23 protein-coding genes are annotated in these 20741 nt (G+C 61.8%); 13 read left to right on the top strand and 10 right to left on the bottom strand.

Features of this window, described 5'->3' with window-relative positions; genetic code table 11:
* Positions 1-2: 2 nt before the first annotated feature.
* Positions 3-1103, bottom strand: coding sequence for a carbohydrate kinase (locus ACN9MZ_RS07605; RefSeq protein ID WP_426341595.1), 1101 nt, complete (start codon positions 1101-1103; stop codon positions 3-5).
* A 222-nt stretch (positions 1104-1325) separates the two neighbouring features.
* On the opposite strand from ACN9MZ_RS07605, the gene xapA reads away from it, so the two are divergent.
* The 7 genes from xapA (at position 1326) to ACN9MZ_RS07640 (ending at position 10045) form a co-directional block, all read left to right on the top strand.
* Positions 1326-2165, top strand: a complete 840-nt coding sequence (xapA, locus tag ACN9MZ_RS07610; protein WP_426341596.1) for a xanthosine phosphorylase — start codon at positions 1326-1328, stop codon at positions 2163-2165.
* Between the two features lie 125 nt (positions 2166-2290).
* Positions 2291-3484: a phosphopentomutase gene (locus ACN9MZ_RS07615; RefSeq protein ID WP_426341597.1), complete on the top strand. Its 1194-nt coding sequence runs from the start codon at positions 2291-2293 to the stop codon at positions 3482-3484.
* Positions 3481-4443, top strand: coding sequence for a deoxyribose-phosphate aldolase (gene deoC, locus ACN9MZ_RS07620; protein ID WP_426341598.1), 963 nt, complete (start codon positions 3481-3483; stop codon positions 4441-4443). Before ACN9MZ_RS07615 ends, deoC begins: the two co-directional genes overlap by 4 nt.
* Positions 4444-4455: 12 nt before the next feature.
* On the top strand, positions 4456-6843 hold the full coding sequence (locus tag ACN9MZ_RS07625) for an aldehyde dehydrogenase family protein (protein ID WP_426341599.1): 2388 nt from the start codon (positions 4456-4458) through the stop codon (positions 6841-6843).
* Between the two features lie 134 nt (positions 6844-6977).
* On the top strand, positions 6978-8300 hold the full coding sequence (deoA, locus tag ACN9MZ_RS07630) for a thymidine phosphorylase (RefSeq protein ID WP_426341600.1): 1323 nt from the start codon (positions 6978-6980) through the stop codon (positions 8298-8300).
* 119 nt (positions 8301-8419) lie between these two features.
* Complete coding sequence (locus tag ACN9MZ_RS07635; RefSeq protein WP_426341601.1) at positions 8420-8824, top strand: cytidine deaminase; 405 nt, start codon at positions 8420-8422, stop codon at positions 8822-8824.
* A gap of 6 nt (positions 8825-8830) precedes the next feature.
* The gene (locus ACN9MZ_RS07640; RefSeq protein WP_426341602.1) at positions 8831-10045 is read left to right on the top strand and encodes a nucleoside deaminase; all 1215 of its coding nucleotides are present in this window, start codon (positions 8831-8833) and stop codon (positions 10043-10045) included.
* Here the strand turns inward: ACN9MZ_RS07640 and ACN9MZ_RS07645 are convergent.
* From ACN9MZ_RS07645 to ACN9MZ_RS07675, 7 genes are all read right to left on the bottom strand, one after another.
* A complete protein-coding gene (locus ACN9MZ_RS07645) occupies positions 10038-10418 on the bottom strand; it encodes a YybH family protein (RefSeq protein WP_426341603.1) in 381 nt (126 codons plus the stop codon). The two genes, ACN9MZ_RS07640 and ACN9MZ_RS07645, sit on opposite strands and share 8 nt — an antisense overlap.
* Positions 10419-10817: a VOC family protein gene (locus ACN9MZ_RS07650; protein ID WP_426337119.1), complete on the bottom strand. Its 399-nt coding sequence runs from the start codon at positions 10815-10817 to the stop codon at positions 10419-10421. It lies immediately after the preceding gene.
* The gene (locus ACN9MZ_RS07655; RefSeq protein WP_426341604.1) at positions 10817-11242 is read right to left on the bottom strand and encodes a VOC family protein; all 426 of its coding nucleotides are present in this window, start codon (positions 11240-11242) and stop codon (positions 10817-10819) included. The genes ACN9MZ_RS07650 and ACN9MZ_RS07655 overlap by 1 nt, the downstream gene beginning before the upstream one ends.
* Positions 11243-11320: 78 nt before the next feature.
* Positions 11321-12103: a LytR/AlgR family response regulator transcription factor gene (locus ACN9MZ_RS07660; protein ID WP_426341605.1), complete on the bottom strand. Its 783-nt coding sequence runs from the start codon at positions 12101-12103 to the stop codon at positions 11321-11323.
* Positions 12100-12996 carry a sensor histidine kinase gene (locus tag ACN9MZ_RS07665; RefSeq protein ID WP_426341606.1) on the bottom strand — a complete coding sequence of 299 codons (897 nt, stop codon included), beginning with the start codon at positions 12994-12996 and terminating at the stop codon, positions 12100-12102. Before ACN9MZ_RS07665 ends, ACN9MZ_RS07660 begins: the two co-directional genes overlap by 4 nt.
* On the bottom strand, positions 12989-13231 hold the full coding sequence (locus tag ACN9MZ_RS07670; protein WP_426341607.1) for a hypothetical protein: 243 nt from the start codon (positions 13229-13231) through the stop codon (positions 12989-12991). The genes ACN9MZ_RS07665 and ACN9MZ_RS07670 overlap by 8 nt, the downstream gene beginning before the upstream one ends.
* 113 nt (positions 13232-13344) lie before the next feature.
* Entirely contained in the window at positions 13345-13896 is a 552-nt protein-coding gene (locus ACN9MZ_RS07675; protein WP_426341608.1) for a GNAT family N-acetyltransferase, read from the bottom strand.
* 96 nt (positions 13897-13992) lie between these two features.
* Here ACN9MZ_RS07675 and ACN9MZ_RS07680 point away from each other — a divergent pair, with 96 nt between their 5' ends.
* The 6 genes from ACN9MZ_RS07680 to ACN9MZ_RS07705 all read left to right on the top strand — a co-directional run bounded on the left by ACN9MZ_RS07680 (position 13993) and on the right by ACN9MZ_RS07705 (position 18542).
* Positions 13993-14595, top strand: coding sequence for a hypothetical protein (locus ACN9MZ_RS07680; RefSeq protein ID WP_426341609.1), 603 nt, complete (start codon positions 13993-13995; stop codon positions 14593-14595).
* A gap of 45 nt (positions 14596-14640) precedes the next feature.
* A complete protein-coding gene (locus ACN9MZ_RS07685; RefSeq protein ID WP_426341610.1) occupies positions 14641-15012 on the top strand; it encodes a VOC family protein in 372 nt (123 codons plus the stop codon).
* A gap of 36 nt (positions 15013-15048) precedes the next feature.
* The gene (locus ACN9MZ_RS07690) at positions 15049-16197 is read left to right on the top strand and encodes a hypothetical protein (protein ID WP_426341611.1); all 1149 of its coding nucleotides are present in this window, start codon (positions 15049-15051) and stop codon (positions 16195-16197) included.
* An 85-nt stretch (positions 16198-16282) separates the two neighbouring features.
* A complete protein-coding gene (locus ACN9MZ_RS07695) occupies positions 16283-16684 on the top strand; it encodes a nuclear transport factor 2 family protein (RefSeq protein WP_426341612.1) in 402 nt (133 codons plus the stop codon).
* A gap of 3 nt (positions 16685-16687) precedes the next feature.
* Complete coding sequence (locus ACN9MZ_RS07700; protein WP_426341613.1) at positions 16688-17653, top strand: sensor domain-containing diguanylate cyclase; 966 nt, start codon at positions 16688-16690, stop codon at positions 17651-17653.
* Between the two features lie 100 nt (positions 17654-17753).
* Entirely contained in the window at positions 17754-18542 is a 789-nt protein-coding gene (locus tag ACN9MZ_RS07705; protein WP_426341614.1) for a hypothetical protein, read from the top strand.
* Between the two features lie 2 nt (positions 18543-18544).
* Here the strand turns inward: ACN9MZ_RS07705 and ACN9MZ_RS07710 are convergent, their stop codons facing one another.
* Positions 18545-19180 carry a TetR/AcrR family transcriptional regulator gene (locus ACN9MZ_RS07710; protein ID WP_426341615.1) on the bottom strand — a complete coding sequence of 212 codons (636 nt, stop codon included), beginning with the start codon at positions 19178-19180 and terminating at the stop codon, positions 18545-18547.
* Positions 19167-20621, bottom strand: a complete 1455-nt coding sequence (locus ACN9MZ_RS07715) for a PLP-dependent aminotransferase family protein (protein ID WP_426341616.1) — start codon at positions 20619-20621, stop codon at positions 19167-19169. Before ACN9MZ_RS07715 ends, ACN9MZ_RS07710 begins: the two co-directional genes overlap by 14 nt.
* Positions 20622-20741: the final 120 nt, after the last annotated feature.

Genomic DNA, 20741 nt, shown 5'->3' on the forward strand with positions numbered 1-20741 from the left:
ATTTACTCCTCGATATGCGCGGTAGCGAGCAGGTCGGCGCTCAGCTCGGGCGACACGGTGTGCGGGCTGGCGAGCGTGATGGAGGCGGCTTTCAGTCCGCGTTCGCAAGCCAGGGTCAGGTTTTCGGGATCTTGCAGCAGCGACCAGCAGACGGCGGCCGAGAATGCATCGCCGGCGCCGGTGACGTCGATTACCTGGGCGTCATGCGCCGGCAGCCAGTGCAGCGCATTGCCCAGCGTGTGATAGACGCCGCTGGCGCCGCAGGTGACGATGATGTCGCGTGCACCGTCGGCTTGCAGCTCGTGGCAGGCTGCCTGCACGTCGGCTTCGGTCGGCAGGGCGCGGCCGGAGCGGGTTTCCAGTTCACCGCGATTCAGGATCAGCAGCGACAGGCCATGAAGGCTTTTCGGCAGGCGCGCCATCTTCGGCTGCGACACGGCGACCACTACCAGCGGCACGCCAGAGGAGCGAGCATCCGCCATCAGCATGGCGACCGATTCGACCGGCAGGTTCAGGTCCGCCACCACCATGCCGGCGGCATTGCGCTGCGGCTGGCGGCTGGCCACCCAGCCTGGGGTGAGCTGGTCGAAGATGGCCATGTCGGCCAGCGCGACCACCATCTCGCCGGAAGCATCCAGCACGGCGGTGTAGGTGCCGCTGCCAATGCCGTTGACCTGCAGGCTGCCTTCCATGCCGATGCCGAAGGCTTCCGCCTGGGCGCGCAGGGCGCGGCCAGAGGAGTCATCGCCGAGGGCGGTCAGCAGGGAGCAGGGCAGGCCGAGCTGGGCCAGGTTGGCGGCAATATTGCGCGCCACACCGCCAAAACTTTCCTCGGCGCAAGCGGGGTTGGAGGTGGCCATTTGCAATGGGGCATGCGGGCGCAGCTTGCGATCGAGGCAGGCGGCCCCGATACACAGCACAGTGCGCTCGTTGCGCAACACATAGGCCCGGCCCAGCAGCTTGCGCTCGCGGATCAGGCTGGCGATATGGCCGGCTACGGCGGAGCGCGACAAGGCGAGCTGTTCCGCCAGCTCTTGCTGGGAGATGAAGGGGTTGGCCCGGATCAGCGCGTAAAGCTGTTCCTTGCGGGAAAGATCGGTCACGAAAAGCTCGCTATAAACATTTGTTTGCGATGCTAAACATTTGTCCGTTGCATGTCAAACGGAAGGCGCTCCTATAATAAACCCATATTTATAGCGCTTGCGTATAAATGGCAAAGAAAAATGGTATTTGCCATACATATAGACGATGATGCATAGTGTCGTGGTACGTTCACAGGGCCTGTTCTGGCCAGCTCACCTAAAGATATAAAAACGAGGAACTCCATGTCTTCCAATACCCCATTCCAGGCAGCCGCCATCATCCGTGCTCGCATGCCGGCCAATTTCCAGCCACGCGTTGCAATGATCCTGGGCTCCGGCCTGGGCGTGCTGGCCGAACAGATGACCGATGCAGTGTCGATCTCCTTCGACGAACTGCCAGGTTTCCCGATCTCCACCGTGCATGGCCACGCGGGCCAACTGGTACTGGGCACGCTGGCTGGCGTGCAGGTTGTCTGCCTGAAGGGCCGCGGCCACTTCTACGAAGGCTATGGTCCTGCGGTGATGACTTCCGCAGTGCGCACCATCAAGCTGCTGGGCTGCGAGATGCTGTTCGTGACCAATGCGGCGGGTTCGCTGCGCGCTGAAGTCGATGCCGGCTCCCTGGTGGCGCTGAACGACCATATCAACTTCCTGCCTGGTACGCCGATGGTGGGCCCGAACGATGAGCGTTTCGGTCCGCGCTTCTTCTCGATGGCCAATGCTTACGACGCCGACCTGCGCAAGCTGCTGCAGTCGACCGCTGCGGACAAGTCGATCACCCTGCATGAGGGTGTGTACATCGCTTACCCTGGCCCGAACTTTGAAACGCCTGCAGAAATCCGGGCGTTCAAGACGCTGGGTGCTGATGTTGTCGGCATGTCGGTGGTGCCGGAAGTGGTGTCGGCGCGTCACTGCGGGCTGAAGGTGGTGGGCGTTTCTGTTGTTACCAACCTGGCTGAAGGGCTGTCGCCGTTCCCTCTGTCGCATGAGCAGACGCTGAAGTATGCGGCTGTGGGCGCGGAATCGCTGATCAAGCTGATTCTGGCGTTCCTGGAGAATGTGGCCAAGGCTCCAAAGGCTTAAACCGGTAAGCCGGTGTCTGACCCACAGGGTCAGGCACCTTTAGATCGGCGGCCTGCGGCTGCGGCACACAGGTGTCTGACCCTGCGGGTCGGACACCGAACTAACGGTTTTGAGAGAGGCACACCATGTCCCGCGCATTTATCCTGTTGTTAGACTCCTTCGGCCTCGGCGCAACGCCGGACGCTTCCAAGTACGGCGACCAGGCTTGCAACACCTTCGGCCACATCGCCAAATGGGCAGCCAACGAAGGCAAGCCAATGTCCTTGCCAACCATGGAAGGCCTCGGCCTGGCTGCCGCCGCGCATACCGCGTCGGGCGAGTGGGCCGCCGGCTTCGCCAAGCGCGACGGCTTCACCGGCGCTTACGGCGCAGCGCGCGAGCAATCCACCGGCAAGGACACGCAGTCCGGCCACTGGGAAATCGCCGGCGTGCCGGTGCTGTTCGACTGGGGCTACTTCCCGAAAGAAGTGCCGTCCTTCCCGAAAGAGCTGACCGACAAGCTGCAGGAACTGACCGGCGTGCCGGGCTTCCTGGGCAACTGCCATGCCTCGGGCACCACCATCATCAACGACCTGGGCGACGAGCACGTCGCGACCGGCAAGCCTATCCTGTACACCTCCGCCGACTCCGTGCTGCAGATCGCATGCCACGAAGAGCACTTCGGCCTGGAGCGTCTGTACGATATGTGCGAAAAGGCTTATGAGCTGGTCAAGCCGTACAACATCGGCCGCATCATCGCGCGTCCATTCGTGGGCGCCAACGGCGACTACAAACGCACCGCCAACCGCCACGACTACGCCGTGCCGCCTAGCGCGCCGACCCTGCTGGACCACGTGAAGAACGAAGGCGGAGAGGTGATCGCGCTGGGCAAGATCAGCGATATCTATGCCGCACAAGGCGTGAGCCGCGTGCTGAAGGGTCCGGACAATATGGCGCTGTTCGACAAGCTGCTGGAAGCGGAAGCAGAAGCGGGCGACAAGTCGCTGACCTTCGTCAACTTCGTCGACTTCGACATGCACTTCGGCCACCGCCGCGATGTTGCCGGCTATTCGAACGCGCTGCACGAGCTGGATGCGCGCCTGCCGGAATTCATCTCTCGCCTGAAGGATGGCGACCTGTGCGTGATCACCGCCGACCACGGCTGCGATCCGACCGCACCAGGCTCCGACCATACCCGTGAACATATTCCTGTGCTGTTCTTCGGCCCTGGCGTCAAGCCACAGTCGCTCGGCATTTCCGAGACCTTCTCCGACATCGGCCAGACCATCGCGCATCACCTGGGCGTGAAACCTCTTTCCAATGGAACCAACCTGCTATGACCATCATTGAAAACTTCAAGCGCAACGAGGCCATCGGCCTCGACCTGGGCTGGCTGAATCACATCCACGTGAACAAGGCCGCCGCGGACCGCCGCGCCGCATCGCTGGCGAACCGCCGCACCGTGAAGAAAGAGTACCAGGCCGCCTGGCTGGTGAAGGCGATTGAGCTGATCGACCTGACCACCCTGGCTGGCGACGATACCCCGGGCCGCGTCGAGCGCCTGTGCATGAAGGCCATGCGTCCGCTGCGCCAGGACCTGGTGGAAGCGCTGGGTCTGCAGGAACGTAACTTGATGACCGGCGCAGTCTGCGTGTATCACGAGATGATCCAGCACGCCGACGCAGTACTGAAAGGCCGCTTGCCGATCGCCGCCGTGTCGACCGGCTTCCCGGCCGGCCTGACCAGCATGGAAACCAAGGTGCGCGAAGTGGAACTGTCGGTCGCCGCAGGCGCGAAAGAGATCGACATTGTCATCACCCGCCAGCACGTACTGACCGGCAACTGGCAAGCGCTGTACGATGAAATGCTGGCTTACCGCAAGGCTTGCGGCGAAGCGCACGTGAAGGCCATCCTGGCCACCGGCGACCTGGTGACGCTGGAAAACGTGGCGAAGGCATCGTGGGTCTGCATGATGGCTGGCGCCGATTTCATCAAGACCTCGACCGGCAAGGAAGGCGTCAACGCCACCATCCCTGTGTCGCTGGTGATGGTGCGCGCGATCCGCGAATACTACGAGCGCACCGGTTTCAAGGTGGGTTACAAGCCGGCAGGCGGCGTAGGTACCGCCAAGGCCGCGCTGCAATACATGACCGTGATGAAGGAAGAACTGGGCAATGAATGGCTGGAGCCGCACCTGTTCCGTATCGGTGCTTCTTCCCTGCTGACCGACATTGAGCGCCAGCTGGAGCACCATGTGACCGGCGCCTACTCCGCCGCCCATCGCCACGCGCAACCATAAGAAGACACCGCCATGCCAACTATTAACGAGATCCTCAACACCATGGACTACGGCCCTGCACCAGAAAGCCAGAAAGAAGCGCAAGCGTGGCTGGAGCAGCGCTCCCGCAAGTTCGGCCTGTTTATCGACAACCAGTGGACCGAGCCGGGCGAAACCTTCGCTTGCTACAACCCTGCCGATGGCTCGCAACTGGCTGAACTGACCCAGGCTACCGCGGTCGACGTGGCGCGCGCAGTTACTGCAGCACGCAAGGCTCTGCCGGGCTGGCAAGCACTGGGCGGCCATGGCCGCGCCAAGATCATGTACGCGATCGCACGCCTGATGCAAAAGCATGCGCGCCTGTTCGCCGTGCTGGAAACCCTGGACAACGGCAAGACCATTCGTGAAACCCGCGACGCCGACCTGCCGCTGGTGGCACGCCATTTCTACTACCACGCCGGCTGGGCACAATTGCTGGACGAAGAATTCCCAGGCCATCGCGCCGTGGGCGTGGTCGGCCAGATCGTGCCCTGGAACTTCCCGCTGCTGATGCTGGCATGGAAAATCGCTCCTGCGCTGGCTGCCGGTAACACCATCGTCTTCAAGCCGGCTGAGTTCACGCCGCTGACCGCGATGCTGTTCGCCGAGATCTGCCAGCAAGCAGGCGTGCCCGCCGGTGTCGTGAACATCGTTACCGGCGACGGCCGCACCGGCGAAGCCATCGTCGGCCACCAGGGCATCGACAAGCTGGCCTTCACCGGCTCCACCGAAGTTGGCCGCATCATTCGCGAAGCTACCGCCGGCACCGGCAAAAAGCTGTCGCTGGAGCTGGGCGGCAAGTCGCCGTTCATCGTCTTCGAAGACGCCGACCTGGACGCCGCAGTGGAAGGCCTGGTCGATTCGATCTGGTTCAACCAGGGCCAGGTTTGCTGCGCCGGCTCCCGCCTGCTGGTGCAGGAATCCGTGCAGGAGCGCTTCCTGAAGAAGCTGAAAGCGCGCATGGACAACCTGCGCCTGGGCTCCCCACTGGACAAGTCGATGGACATCGGCGCCCTGGTCGATCCGATCCAGCGTCAGCGCATCGCCGGCCTGGTGGATTCCGCCCGTGCCGAAGGCTGCGAGGTGTACCAGCCGGCCGGCTGCGAACTGCCTGCCACCGGCTCGTGGTTCCCGCCAACCCTGATCACGGGCGCGTCGACTTCCGCCGCCGTGGCGCAAGCAGAAATCTTTGGACCGGTGCTGGTGGCAATGAGCTTCCGTACTCCTGCCGAAGCTGTGCAACTGGCCAACAACACCGTGTACGGCCTGGCTTCCTGCGTGTGGACCGAGAATATCTCGCTGGCGCTGGACATGGCGCCGCAGATCAAGGCCGGCGTGGTGTGGATCAACACCGCCAACCAGTTCGACGCCGCTTGCGGTTTCGGCGGCTACAAGGAATCCGGCTACGGCCGTGAAGGCGGGCGCGAAGGCATGTTCGAATACCTGGTGCCTGTGTCGGAAGATGCACGTCCAGCCGCACCTTCGTTCAAGAAGCCTGCCAAGCCTGAAACCGAGTTCACGCCATCGGCCGATCCGTTTGCTGTGGACCGCACCGCCAAGCTGTACATCGGCGGCAAGCAGGCCCGCCCTGACGGCGCCTACTCGCGCGCCATCCACGGCGCCGACGGCAAGTTCCTCGGCGAAGTGGGCGAGGGTAATCGCAAGGACATCCGTAACGCCGTTGAAGCCGCGCACAAGGCAACCGGCTGGACCAAGGCGACCGCGCATAACCGCGCGCAGGTGCTGTACTACATCGCTGAAAACCTGGCTGCCCGTGGCGCTGAATTCGCCGAGCGTATCGTTGCGCAGACCGGCACCAAGAACGCCGAGAAGGAAGTGCAAGCTTCCGTCGAGCGCCTGTTCTACTGGGCTGCCTGGGCCGACAAGTACGACGGCCTGGCGCATCAGCCGCCTATGCACGGCATCACCGTGGCGCTGAATGAAGCGATTGGCGTGATCGGCATCGTGTGCCCGAACGAGAATCCGCTGCTGGGCTTTATTTCGCTGGTGGCTCCTGCTATTGCCGTCGGCAACCGGGTGGTGGCTGTACCGTCGGAAGCGTATCCGCTGTCGGCAACCGATTTGTACCAGGTGTTCGATACCTCCGACCTCCCGGGTGGTGTGGTGAACATCGTCACCGGTTCGGCGGACGAACTGGCGCGGACCCTGGCTTCGCACGCGGACGTTGACGCTGTGTGGCGCCACGACGGATCCGCTGCTGGTTGCGCGGAGGTGGAGAAGCTGTCGGCCGGTTCGCTGAAGCGTACCTGGACTGGCGGTGCGAAGGGGCGTGACTGGTTCTCGACCGCGCAGGCGGGCGGGCGGGTCGTGCTGGCGCATGCTTCGCAGGTTAAGAATATCTGGATTCCTTACGGCGTCTGAAACCGGTAAACCTGGGTCAGACCCAAGGGTCTGACCCCGTCAGATCACAGTCAGCGGCTTCGGTATGCGCGGGTCTGACCCTTGGGTCGGACACCGGTTTACCGGTTTGGAAGTAAAAAGAAAGAGATAAAAAAATGTTCCTCCCCCAGGAAATCATCCGTAAAAAACGCGACGGCGGTGTGCTGAGCAAGGAAGAAATCCAATTCTTCGTCAAAGGCATCACCGACAACAGCGTCAGCGAAGGCCAGATCGCCGCGCTGGCGATGGCCGTCTTCTTCAACGACATGACCATGGACGAACGCGTGGCGTTCACCCTGGCCATGCGCGATTCCGGCGAAGTGCTGGATTGGAAATCCCTGAACCTGCCGGGTCCGGTGATGGACAAGCATTCCACCGGCGGCGTGGGCGACGTGGTATCCCTGATGCTCGGCCCGATGATCGCGGCCTGCGGCGGCTTCGTTCCAATGATCTCGGGCCGCGGCCTGGGCCACACCGGCGGCACGCTCGACAAGTTCGACTCCATCCCCGACTACTCGACCGTCCCGACTAACGACAAGTTCCGTGAAGTGGTGAAGGATGTCGGCGTGGCCATCATCGGCCAGACTTCCTCGCTGGCGCCGTCGGACAAGCGTTTCTATTCGATCCGCGACGTGACCGCGACCGTGGAATCGGTGGCGATGATCACCGGCTCGATCTTGTCGAAGAAGCTGGCGGCAGGCCTGGACGTGCTGGCGATGGACGTGAAAGTCGGCTCCGGCGCCTTCATGCCTTCCTACGAGAAGTCGGTTGAATTGGCCGAATCCATCGTCAAGGTGGGCAATGGCGCGGGCACGCTGACCTCGGCCTTGCTGACCGATATGAATGAATCGCTGTCCCCATGGGCCGGCAATGCGCTGGAAGTACGCGGCGCAATCGACTACCTGACCGGCAAATTCCGTCCGGCACGCTTGCATGAGGTCACGATGTCGCTGTGCGCCGAGATGCTGGTGCTGGGCAAGCTGGCCACCAATGAAGCCGATGCACGCGCCAGGTTGCAGCATGCGCTGGATTCCGGCGAAGCGGCCGAGCGCTTCTCGCGCATGGTCAAGGCGCTGGGCGGTCCGTCCGACCTGGTGGAGAATATGGACAAGCACCTGGAAAAGGCGCCGATCGTGGTGCCGGTGCCTGCGCCGCGTGCGGGTTACGCTGCTTCCACCGTTTGCCGTGATATCGGGCTGGCGGTGGTGTCGCTGGGTGGCGGCCGTCGTCGTCCGACCGATGCGATCGACTTTGCTGTGGGGCTGACTGACCTGGCCGAACTGGGGCAGCCGCTGCAGGCTGGCCAGCCAATGGCCATGGTGCACGCTCGCACGCAAGCTGCTGCTGAACAGGCGGTGCGCGAAGTGCAGGCGGCTTACACGATTGCCGATACGACGCCGGTGGCGAATCCTATCGTTTATCGCACGATTCGCCCTTAAACCCGTAAGCCTGGGTACGACCCAAGGGCCGTACCCGGGTGCGCCGAAGCCACGGACTGCGGGTATGTCAGGGTCGGACCCTTGGGTCGGACCCAGGTTTACCGGGGTTTGGAGAGTAAATGAACAACGAAAAACTGATCGAAGAGGCCAAGGCCGCGCGCCTGAAAGCCTACACGCCATATTCCAACTTCAAGGTCGGCGCTGCGCTGCTGACGAAAGACGGCAAAATCTTCCACGGCTGTAACGTGGAAAACGCCAGCTACGGCCTGTGCAACTGCGCCGAGCGCACGGCCTTCTTCAGCGCAGTCGCGCAAGGCTACCAGCCGGGCGATTTCGACAAGCTGGCAGTCGTGGGCGAAACGGATAACCCGATCGCTCCATGCGGCGCCTGCCGCCAGGTTACGCTCGAACTGGGCGGCAACCAGCTGCCGGTAGTGCTGGCCAACCTGAAAGGCGACGTCCGTGAAACCACGGCCGCCGAGCTGCTTCCGGAAGCCTTTGGCGGCTGGGACTTGAAGAAGTAAGCAAGCGTGAAGAAGGCCATCGACGTCCAGACAGCGGTCGCCATCGCGGCCTCCGAAGCCATTGCGGCAAAGACCCAGGGCACCTTCGGCGTGGGGGGCGTGATGCTGGACGCCAGCGGCACTGTGCTCAAGGCGCTGCATAACAACGTCATCAAGCATGGCCTGATCTACGATCCAACCGCGCATAGCGAGCGCCAGCTGATCGATTGGTACTTCGCCGAAAGGACCAAGGGTAATGAGCTGCCGCCGCCCGAAGAAATCACCATCGTGACTTCGCTTGACCCGTGCTGCATGTGCACGGGCGCCATCCTGGCGGCCGGTTTCAATGTCGTCGTCGCAGCGCCTGACAGCAAGGCCGGCATCAACTACAACGGTTCCGCCTTCTATCCCTCGCTGCCGGTTGCTTTGCGTCCGCAGGCCGAGCGGACTTTTGCTTACCCGGCCGTGCTGGGCAGTTCGTCGTATGCACGGCGTGGGGCAGGGGCTGCGCCGAAACCCTTCTTCATCGGCAAAACCATCGCCGAGCCGACGCAAGCCTTATGCTCGCTGGTGTTCGAGGCCACCTCGGCCAATGTGATGGACTTGTTCAACATCGATCCGCCGCAAGCGGAGTTGAAAGACCCGGCCACGCTGCCGGAAGACCATTTCATCGTGCGTGCACTGAAGCGCGCTTTCCCCGATGCCCTGACTTACCGCTGCGAGCCGCGCACGCCGGATGCGGGCCTGGCGCCCTACCTGCAACAAGCCATGGCGCGCGACAAGGCGCAAGGCGGCAAGGGTGATGCGGTGGCGCTGCTGGATTCCTTCGGCAACCTGCTGTTATGCAGCCACGGCCGCCTCCAGACCTCCACCATCCGTACCGCCTTCATGGAGTGCACGCGGGCTTACGCGCAGTTGCGCTACAAGCTGATGGAAGGCGCCGACGCGGCGACGCAGGCCGAAGTTCGGCACTACCTGGGCCACCCGAAAGACGGCACTTTCGTGTTTGCAGTCGGGCCGGATGAGAGTGCGTTGAGCTTCATGGCCTTGGGCTCTTACGGATCGACGATGGAAGGCGCGCTGCCACACAACAACCCGGCCCAGTTCCAGTATGTGCGCCCGGCAATGCCGGAGCAGGCGCTGCACGAATTGTGCAGCCACCTGCCTCCGCTCTATCGCAGCCTGATCAAGATCCGCCCGACGCAGGTGGCAGACGCCGCCCTGGTGGCGGCCATCAACTGAGCATATTCGCGTCGCGCGCCAGCTGCCACTGGCCGGCAGCGTTCTTGCGGTAGACCGACAACACATTGCCTTCCTTGCGCATGGCCTCGCCGCCAGCCAGTGGCGTAATTGCCACGCGCAGATGCGTTGTGCAATAGGCCAGGTTACCGCTGACTTCCACCTGCTGCACGTCGGCGTGCGATTCGACGCGATGCGATGCCAGCACGGCACGCAAGCCTTTTTCAAAGGCGGCACGCCCACGCATGGTGGGCTGGCCGGGAAGATAGAACTCCACGTCTTCCGTCATCAGCGGCAGGATGCGCTTGACTTCCGCTGCAAGGGTAGCGCGGGTCCATTCCGCGACCAGGTCGCGGATTGCCTGTTCGTCGCTCATTTACGCCCCCTCGAAGGAAGCGCTGGCATCGTTCTGCATCATGCCGAAGATGTTGCCATCCGGATCCTTGGCGTAGGCCAGCCAGCCGACGCCCGGCACCGGCATGCGCGGCACGGCAACCGTGCCTTTGAGTTCTTTTAGCAGCGCAAGGGATTGGTCGAGGTCTTCCACGTCGACAGTGCAGACGAAGGCATTAACGGCAGCGCCTTCTTCCGGCCGAGGGCCACGGCGCGGCAGCAGGCCGCCATTGATGCCGGGTGCGCCGACTTCACCGGTGCCGACCAGCCAGTATTCGCCGCCTTCCCATTTGGAAAAGCTCCAGTCGAACATCTTGCCGTAGAAATCGATCAGGGCTTGCGGCTCGCTGGCCTGGATTTCAAAGTGAACTGTGCGTCCCATCAGTGCTCCCAAGGGTCATAAGTGCCTATGCTCCACACATGCCCTTCGGGATCGCGACAGGTAAATCCACGGCCGCCGTAATCTTCGTCCTGCAAGGGCATCTCGATTGGCGCCCCGGCTTGCACGCAGCGCGCATGCACTTCGTCGGCGTCGTTGACGACGAGGTAGGCGGTTTGGGTGACAACCATCCCGAGCTGGGCAGGCTGTTTCAGCAAACGGCCGTAGTCGGTGTCAAAGATAGAGCTTAGCATGACCATGCCATTGCCATAGGAAAGCTGGGCATGGGCGATGGTGCCATCTTCGTTGGGGACCACAAGCGCGGTCTGGAAGCCCAACGTTTTGCACAACCAGTCGATAGCGGCGGGCGCGTCGCGGTAACGCAGGCAAGGCATGATGGTCGCGCGCGTGGCCTTTGGAATCGTCATCGTTCTCTCCCTGAAAACGCAACATAGTCAGGACAATATAGACTAGCACCGTACAGGGGGCAAGCGAGCGCGGGCGCCTTACATTTGCTGGAATAAATGGGTGTTGCCGCGGCTGACTTCGAGTTCTTCGCTGGAGTTGCGCACGCGGACCAGTTGCCGCCCGCGCAAGTCACGCGTCACCTCGGTAATCGCATCGACGCGCACCAGGGTGGAGCGGTGGATGCGCCAGAATTCATTTGGGTCCAGCTCATCTTCCAATTCTTTCAAGGTCTTGCGAATCAGGAATTCGCCCTGTGCCGTTTGCACGCGCGTATATTTTTCATCGGCGCGAAAGAACAACACTTCCTTGGTCGAGATCATGCGCAGGCTGTTGCCAACCTGGGCCTGGATCCAGTGCAGGTACTCCGGTTGTGTCGCGCTGCCGGCCGGGTTGCGGCCGCTCTGCTGCAAGAGCTGGCTCAGTTGGCGTTCGATATTGTTGGGCGTCTTGCCGAGGCGCGCCTGCAGGCGCTCGCAAGCGGTTTTCAGGCGCTCCAGGTTGACTGGCTTGAGCAGGTAATCCAGCGCGCCTTGTTCGAAGGCCTCGATCGCATATTGGTCGTACGCAGTGATGAAGACGATGTGGCAACGGTTGAACAGCATGCGCGCCGCCTCGATGCCGGTCAGGCCGGGCATGCGGATGTCGAGGAAGACGATGTCCGGCTGGTACTGGCCGGCCAGCGCGATCGCCTCGATGCCATTGGCCGCTTCGGCCACGATCTCCAATTCAGGCCAGGCTTCGTGCAGGCGCTTGCGCAGCATGTCGCGCATTGGTTCTTCATCGTCTGCGATGATGGCGGTGGCTTTGGGCTGCTGATTCATGGCTTTGCGAAAATATCTGGGGCAAACGGAATACAGATGGTGGCGCGGCAGCCGCCATCCATCGGCTGCTCGATCAGCAGCTGGGCGCGGGTGCCGTACATCAGCTTCAGGCGTTCACGTACATTGGTCAGGCCGACGCCATCGCCGGCGTAGGCGTTGAAACCGACACCGTCGTCCTGCACGTCGACTTGCAGCACGCTGCCGTTGACGCTGGCGCGGATGTCGATGCGGCCGCCTTCCACTTTCGGCTCGAGGCCGTGCTTGATCGAATTCTCGATCAGGATCTGCAGCATCATCGGCGGGAAGGTAGCGCTTTCCAGCTCGTGCGCTACGTCGATCGAGACCGACAGGCGCGACTTCATGCGTGCCTGCATGATGGCCAGGTAGGAGCGCGCCATCTGGATCTGGCGGCCGAGCGTGCCGTTGCTGCGTGAACGCATCTGGGGCAGGGTGGCGCGCAGGTATTCGATCAGGTGGGTGTGGATCTTGGCCGCTTCCGGCGGATCGGTTTCGATCAACTGGCCGATCAGGGCCAGGGTATTGAACAGGAAGTGCGGTTCGACTTGCGCCTGCAGGGCCGACATCTGGGCTTCGACCAGGCGCCGTTCCAGGCTTTCGGTGCCGGCTTGCGCCGCGGACTTGCGCGCTTCGATTTCCGCCTTGCGCTTGCCGCCGGCGAGGATCTTCAGGCCGGCCGACAAGAATACGAAGAACGCAGCCTGCTCTGGCTGAATGACCGGCGTGCACGCCAGCAGGAAAGCCAGGACCCAGGTGACGACCAGCTGGCGCAAGGGCACCTGTGCCAGCCAGTCGAAAAAGCTCCACCAGATGGCGCTGGCGGTCTCGCCAATCTCGCCAACAAAGGAGAGCACGCTGCGTGCGCGATTACCCATGCTGCTTCTTGTTGCCGAAGGCATTGATGGCCAGCTTGGCGATCAGCACGCCGATGAACAGGGTGATGGCCAGCGGCAGGATGGTCAGGAACAACGCGATCACGATGCACATGCCGACGATGGCAGGCCAGGACATGTGGTCCAGCGTGCGGACGAAGTGGCGGCCGATGCCGACAAAGGCTTGCCACACTTCTTTCACGGTTTCCTTGGCGCTTTTGTTAATCGTTTTCATCATTTCCTCCTTGCGTTTCGATGATGCAACTGTACCGCTGCGCCTGGCAACAGTGGAGTGGCATCCGACAGACTGCGCTGCGGGGCGGATGATTTGCTCTGGGGCGCGATAAACGGCTAGCGTGCCGCCAGCCAATCGGAACGCAGCAGGCCGAAAAAGTCCGTGTCGCAGATCTCGCCATTGATGATCCAGCGTTCGCGCATACGGCCCTCATGCACGAAATGCAAGCTCTTCAGCAGCTTGGCGGAGGCCGTGTTGCGCGGGTCGATGTCGGCTTCGATGCGGTGCAGGCTCAGCACCTGGAAGGCGTAGTCGATCAAGGTGGCCATGGCTTCCTGCATATAGCCCTTGCCCCAGAACGCGCGGTCCAGCATGTAGCCGATGTCGCAGCGACGGTTCTGGCGGTGGAAGCTGTAAAGGTTGATGATGCCGGCCAGGTCGCCGTTGACCTCCACGCCCATGCGCAGCAGGTCGCCGCTTTCGTAGCCCGCTTGCGCGGCGGCGAAATAGGCTTCGGCTTGCTGCGTGCTGTCCCAGGGTGCGCTACTCCAGTAGCGCATGGCGTCGGGATCGGAATACATGCGGTAAAGCGCCGGCGTGTCGGCAGCGGTCAGGGAGCGCAGTTGCAGGCGCTGCGCGCTCAGGGTGAATGGGGCGAATGCGGGCATGAATGCTAACTCTAGGAAATTTTTGCATTTTAACAAGGGGGAACAGTAGAATTGATTTTAGCTTTTTGTTATCACCTTTCACTAATGGAGTAGTTCATGCGTATTTTGTTAGCCGGTGCCATTGTTTTATTCCTGGCCGCCCCCCTGGCGCAAGCCCAAATGTCGAACGGGAATGGCGGTGCAGCTTTCAACGGCATGGAGCGCGCCAATGACCCAACCAGGGAAATGATGGTGCGCTTTATTGATGCTAGCCGGATGACCCTGACCGGCAACCAGCAACTACTGGCAGCCCTCGGCCAGTCGCAGGAAGCTGCAGCAATGGGCGAACGTGCTGGCCAGTTGACCGAATCGATGACGCGCCGTGCGGTTGAAGAAACCCTGGAGACCCAGTTGCGCGGCGTGACGGCGTCCACCAAGGCACTGGCCGCGGGCGGCCAGGCGCCGGTTGCACAGCTTGAGCAGGGCCTGGCTTCGCTGGCACAGGCGGTAGCGCAGTACGACCAGTTAATGAAAGACCTGCCGGAAGCAAAAGCCGCGATGAATACCATGCGCCAGGTGAGCAAGACCGATACGCCGACCTTCTTCATGCTGCGCAGCCTGTCTTCCAGCACGGCCAGCCTGAAAAAGGAAATCCGCGCTGTGGCGCAGGCAGCCCAGAACGCGGGCGCTAAAGTGCCGGAGGCCTTGCTGGCAATGTGAGCCGATGTTAGATTGGCATGGTCCAAGCGAGCGGAGGAAATCGGCATGCAACTCGGCGTATTTTCCCTTAGCCTGAACGTCAAGGACATCCGTGCCTCGCGCGAATTCTACGCGAAGTTCGGCTTCCGGGACTTTGGCGGCAACATCGAGCAGAACTGGCTGATCATGAAAAACGGTGAACAGGTCATCGGCCTGTTCCAGGGCATGATCGAGAAAAATACGCTGACCTTCAACCCCGGCTGGGACAGCAATGCCCAGCTCGTGCCGGGCTACACCGACGTGCGCCAGTTGCAACGCCAGCTTGAAGAAAACGGCGTGGTGCTGGCCGTGCGGGCCGACGAATCAAGCGCCGGCCCGGCTTACATCATCGCCTTCGACCCGGATGGCAATCCTATTCTGATCGACCAGCATATCTGATGCTGCCCAGGGAATACCAGTCAAGGCTGGAAGTGTATGTCTGATTTTCTTGAACGGCTCGGCCTTGATGCAAATGCCGATGCGCGCGCTATCCGCAGTGCTTATGCGCGGCAGCTGAAATTGATCGACCAACAAGCGGACGGGGGAGCGTTCCAGTGCTTGCGCGAGACGTATGAAGGCGCACTTCGCGAACTCGAGAGGGGGGCTGCGGCCTTGCATTCAACGCCGTCCGTTGCGACGCCCCGTGACACGCCGACAACGCTGACGGCGGTTGCTCAAGCACAGAGGGTGGATGTCCCGGCATTGACGCAGCGAGTCCGAGGCGTGCTGGCTGAACTTCGGTCTGGCGGGGATGCGCTGCATCAGTCTTTGCAGGTTTTATTGCAGGAACTTCGGCCTCTCAACCTTGGTGACGCCGAAGCCTTTGAGGCCGGCATCGCCAGCATATTGAATGAAGTCTGGCAGCCGGGAAATGAGGCCCTGTTTTCAGCGGTGTGGTATGAGTTCCGCTGGGATGCCAGGAATCTGCCCACATATATCGAGCGGTTTCCCTTGCTGGAGGGTGCAATCCATGACATGCGCTTCTTGCACGAGCAGCCGGAACCGCAGCGCCAAGTCTATCAACGTGTCATCGCTGCGTTGCGCGAGCCCGGTGATCCGGAACCGGCCCAGCTGGCGCGCGACATCACGGCGGCGGATCATGTGGTGCGGACCTTTCCTGACCTCGTGGCCGTGACCAGCGTTCCAGGCATGGTGACACAATGGCGCGTACGCCTGTCGGCAATCCTGGCGCAAGTGCAGGCGGAAGTGGAAACGCGTCCGGAGGTAAAGACAATCCACCCGATGGAACGGGCCATGTACTATGTCTGCGGATTCATGGCGCTGTTGTTTTGTTTGGCCATGCTTGACATGACACTCGATCTGTTTGGGCTTCATCCACGAAATGTTCCCATATTGAGCGTCATGGAAACGCAGCATATAACCCGGCAGTTCACCCGTATCGAGATCACAACGCCGGTCGAATTCAAGGTAACCATCAACGACGCCGGAATGGTCGAATACATGGAGCGCTTTGACAGCTCCGGCGCAAATCCTGATGCGGCCTTTGTAGAAGCCGCGATTCGCAGCGCTGCCCCGTATCCGGCCGAATACCCCCGGCAATTCAGGGTCCAGTTGCCGATCTGAGGGCGCGGTTTTTTGTTCTGCGTGGCGGGCAATAAATAGGAATTTGCGTCATATGAAAACACATATTGCAACCCTCGGAGCCAGCTTGGTTTTTGCCACAACTAATGCTTTCGCCGCATCGCTCACGGAACAACTGGTACGGCAGGCCGACGCTTGGGACAAAGCCATCATCCACAAGGATCGCGCCGCCATTTCTGACAACATGGCGGAAGACTTCCGCCAGATCAGTGCGCGCGGCGACGTGGCCGGCAAGGCCGCCTTCCTCGACGCGATCATGTCGTCTAAACTGGTGATCAACCCCTACGACGTGGAAGACATGGATATCCGCTTCTACGGCGACGTGGCGCTGGTGAGCGGCCGTACGCGAATGACCGGCAGCTATGACGGCAAGCCATTCGGCAGCCATTACCGCTATATTGACGTCTACGTGCGCAAGGACGGCAAGTGGCGCGTAGCCAGTGTACAGATCACACCAGTACAGGAGTAAGCCATGAGCGACCGGCTGGATCTTCCCCCATCAAAGCTGGTTGCCATCGTTGATGCCCAGCTTGAACTTGCGCGACTTGGACCGGCTTTTGGCGCGGTGATGGACCTGGCTGCGTCGAAAGCCATGCGGCTGACCGGCGCAGACGGCGCCGTGATCGAACTGGTGGACGGCAGCGAGGTGGTGTACCGAGCGGCACATGGACTGGCAGAAGCCCAGCTCGGCTTGCGCATGCAGATCAAAGGCAGCCTGTCGGGACTTGTGCTGACCTCGCGCCAGGCCGCCACTTGCACCGACTCCGAAATCGACGACCGTGTGAACCGCGAAGCGTGTCGTCGCGTGGGCCTGCGCTCGATGGCAATCCTGCCCCTGTTGTTTGGCGACCAGGCTGGCGGCGTGCTGAAACTGGTGTGGCGTGAACCGCGCCCGTTCGATGAAGACGAAGTGCCGATTGGGCAGGCGATTGCCGACATGACTGCGGCATTGATGTTCCACGCTTCGCAGGAAGGTGCGCAGGTACTGCAGCGCAAGGTGACGCAGGATCCTGCAACGGGATTGCCCAATCGGTCTTCCTTCTACGAACAGCTGCGCGTGCGCGTCGATGATGCGATTGCGCGCAGCGGCCACGTGGGCGTGATGGTGGTTCGCGTGCGTCCGCAGCATCGCGACGTGATGGTGGAAATATCTCGACGCCTCGGCAAGGAATGCCGTGAGGGAGATGTGCTGGCACGACTGGGAGTCGATGAATTCGGCGTGATCCTGAGCGTGGCGGCGCGGCGCACCATCGTCCAGAGCCAGGTGCTGCGCTTCAAGCATGCTGCGGGTGCGGAGCCGGTGCTGTTGCCGGATGGCGCGAAGATCGACACTTTGCTGCGTTTTGGCGGCGCACTGTATCCGGAAGATGGCAAGGCCATTTCAGAGTTGCTGGCGGTTGCGCGGGAACAAGATTCAGTGGTCGAACGGCGACAGTAGGCGCGTCGACGTCGACATTTCAATTGTGCACGCCTAACATCGACAGACCGTCGCGTGATCCGCACGGTCTTTCGACATTCCTGAACATTTGGAGGGCTTCATGCATAAACGAACTTTGCGGTTCCTTTGCAGTACGTCCATCCTTGCGGCAGTGGTGATCCCGCCTGCCGCATTGGCCGATCACTCGTGGGGCGGCTATCACTGGGGGCGAACGTCGAACCCCTTTACCCTCAAAATAGGCAATAACGTCAGCAGCGTATGGCAGTCATCCTTCAATTCGATGATTGGCGACTGGACCAAGTCGACTGTTGTTGATTTGCAGGCGGTCGCGGGCAGCGTGACCAATGCGCGCAAATGCTCGCCGACCCTTGGCCGGGTAGAAGTATGCAATTACAGCTATGGGCGCAACGGCTGGCTGGGCATAGCGCAAGTGTGGGCCAGCGGCACGCACATCACCCAGGGCACGGTGAAGATGAACGACACCTACTACGCCATGGCTTCCTACAACAAGCCCGAATGGCGCAACCTTGTCATGTGCCAGGAGGTGGGGCATACCCTGGGGCTGGACCACCAGGACGAGGCCTTCGACAATCCGAACCTGGGCACCTGCATGGATTACACCAGCAACCCGCTGGGCCCACCAGACAATGAGCATCCCAACACCCACGACTACGACATGCTGAAAACCATCTACGCCCACCTCGATGCGGCGGGAACAGTGTTCAGCACGCCGCCTGGCGAAGCCGCCGGCAATGCGGCGGAGGAGTGGGGCAAGCTGAAACGCACCACCAATGGCGGACGCACGCAGGTGTTCGAGCGCGAACTGGGCGGAGGCCACAGGGTCTTCACCTTCGTGATCTGGGCCGAAGGACACGGCGACCGCCGCTAGCTTCAAGCCTTGGTCGGCGTCAGCGAGGCGATCACCAGCCTGGTGATGGTTTCTTCTGCGTCGGCGAAATCGGCGCCGGTCAATTGTCCGGCGCCAAGCACCAGCTGCATTTGCGCAGCGAAGTCGGCGTAGGACTGGGTCATGGCCCAGATGGCGAATAACAGGTGGGTGGCGTTGACGGGGGCGATGCGGCCCTCTGCGATCCAGCGCTCGAACACCTCGATATCCTTGCGCACCAGCGGCACCACGCGTTCGCGAATCTGCTCGCCATACAGGGCCGCGCCGCTGATCACTTCCATCGCGTACAGGCGCGATCCCCACGGATGCTCGCGCGAGAAATCCAGCTTGGCTTTGATGTAGGCACGCAGTACTTCGGCCGGCTCCCCGTCGGGCTCTGCGATATTGGCCATGCGCGCCAGCCATTCGTCGAGGACGTCGTCCAGTACGCGCTGGTAGAGCGCCTGTTTGGTAGGGAAGTAGTACATCAGGTTCTGCTTCGACAGGCCGACGTTTTCCGCGATGGTGGCGACCGAGGCGCCTTCGTAGCCGCATTCGGCAAATACGCGCACCGCCTCCGTGGCGATGTCCGCTTCCAGCCGGTCGCGGTTGATGATGCGGCGCAGTTTAGCTGATGCCATATTCCCTCCTCATGGACTGCAGGAAGTTCCGCAGTTGTGGGCTGTCCGAATAAGCGACGTTGAAGCGGAACCAGATCGATGCCGGTTGCCGCAACTGGAAAAACTCTCCCGGTGCGAGCAGGATGCCGGACTTCAGCGCCTGGTCGGCAAGCAGCTTGCCGTTGCACTCAGGCGACGGCGCCTGTTGCCAGCCGGCGCTGACGAACATGCCGCCGCGCGGCCTGGCGATTGGCGCCATGCCGGCCAGGGCCAGCAGTTCGATGGTGCGTTCGCGGCCCTCGGCCAGTTGTGCCACCAGTTTTTCCACCATGCGCTTGTAAGGGCGCGCAGTGATGGCGTGGTACGCGGCGCGTTCGTTCACTTCCGATGTGGTGAGGCCGGCCAGCATCTTTACGCGCACCAGCTCCGGCAGCAGCGAGGCAGAGGCGCAAATCGAGCCGACGCGCAGCACAGGCGACAGCGTCTTGGAGAAGCTGCCGACGCGGATCACGCGCCGCAAGCCGTCCATCGCGGCCAGCGAGGCTTCGCCGCGCGCGGTGAGCTCGCGGTAGATGTCGTCTTCCACCAGCCAGAAGTCGAATTGCTCGGCAAAGCCCAGCAGGCGATGCGCCTGCGCTTGCGTCAGGCTGGTGCCGAGCGGATTTTGCAGCACGGTGTTGACGAACATGAGCTTGGGCTGGCTCTCGCGCGCCTGCGCTGCAAGAAAATCCATGTCGAGGCCATGCTCGTGGCGCGGAATGCCGATGGCATGGCAGCCGTGGTGGCGGATCAGCGACAGCAGGTTGCTGTACACCGGGTCTTCCACGAAGACGGTGTCGCCCGGCTTGGTCAGCGTGCGCAGGATCAGGTCGAAGGCATGGGTAGCGCCATGCGTGAGCAGGATCTGTTCGGCTTCCACGGCAAACAGTTCGTCGCTTAGAGTTGACGCCATGTACTGGCGCAGGCCGGGGAAGCCGAGCGGGTGGCCATAGCCGCGCAAGCGGTTGGCGGGGATGCGCATGGCGTGCCGCACGGCGTCGAGGATGGTGTCTTCGCCATACCATTCGGGCGGCAGCCAGCCGGCGCCGACCGGCAGCGCTTCGGAAGCGCCGGAATACAGTTCAGGTGTCAGCGCGTCGACGGCGGCCGGCGTGGCGAACATGGCCGCTGGCGGCAGCAGGGCGGGGACGTCGTGGCGAGCAACAAAATAGCCGGAACCGCGGCGCGATGACAACAGTCCGAGCGTGACCAGGCGGTCGTAGGCCTCGACAACTGTAAAGGTGCTGATGCCATTACACTTCGCGAATTGCCTGACTGAAGGCATCTTTGTGCCAACGCGCAACTCGCGGCTTGCCACCATGGCGCTGATGGCGTCCACGATCTTTTCAACCAGGCTGCCCTTCTTCGCGCGCTCGATGGAAAGCACGGGCCATGCGGAGTTTGGGGTGCTGCTGTCGTCCATTCGGGCCTCTAAAACTGTACTGTTTTTGCTACCTGTACGGTTGGAACGTTTCCGCGTGTGTGTATATGTGCCATAGTTAACTTGCTGTCTATTATTGCATCATGATTTTGCCAACTGGTA

The sequence above is a fragment of the Pseudoduganella sp. S-14 genome (assembly GCF_049913285.1).
Classification (GTDB): Bacteria; Pseudomonadota; Gammaproteobacteria; order Burkholderiales; family Burkholderiaceae_D; genus Rugamonas.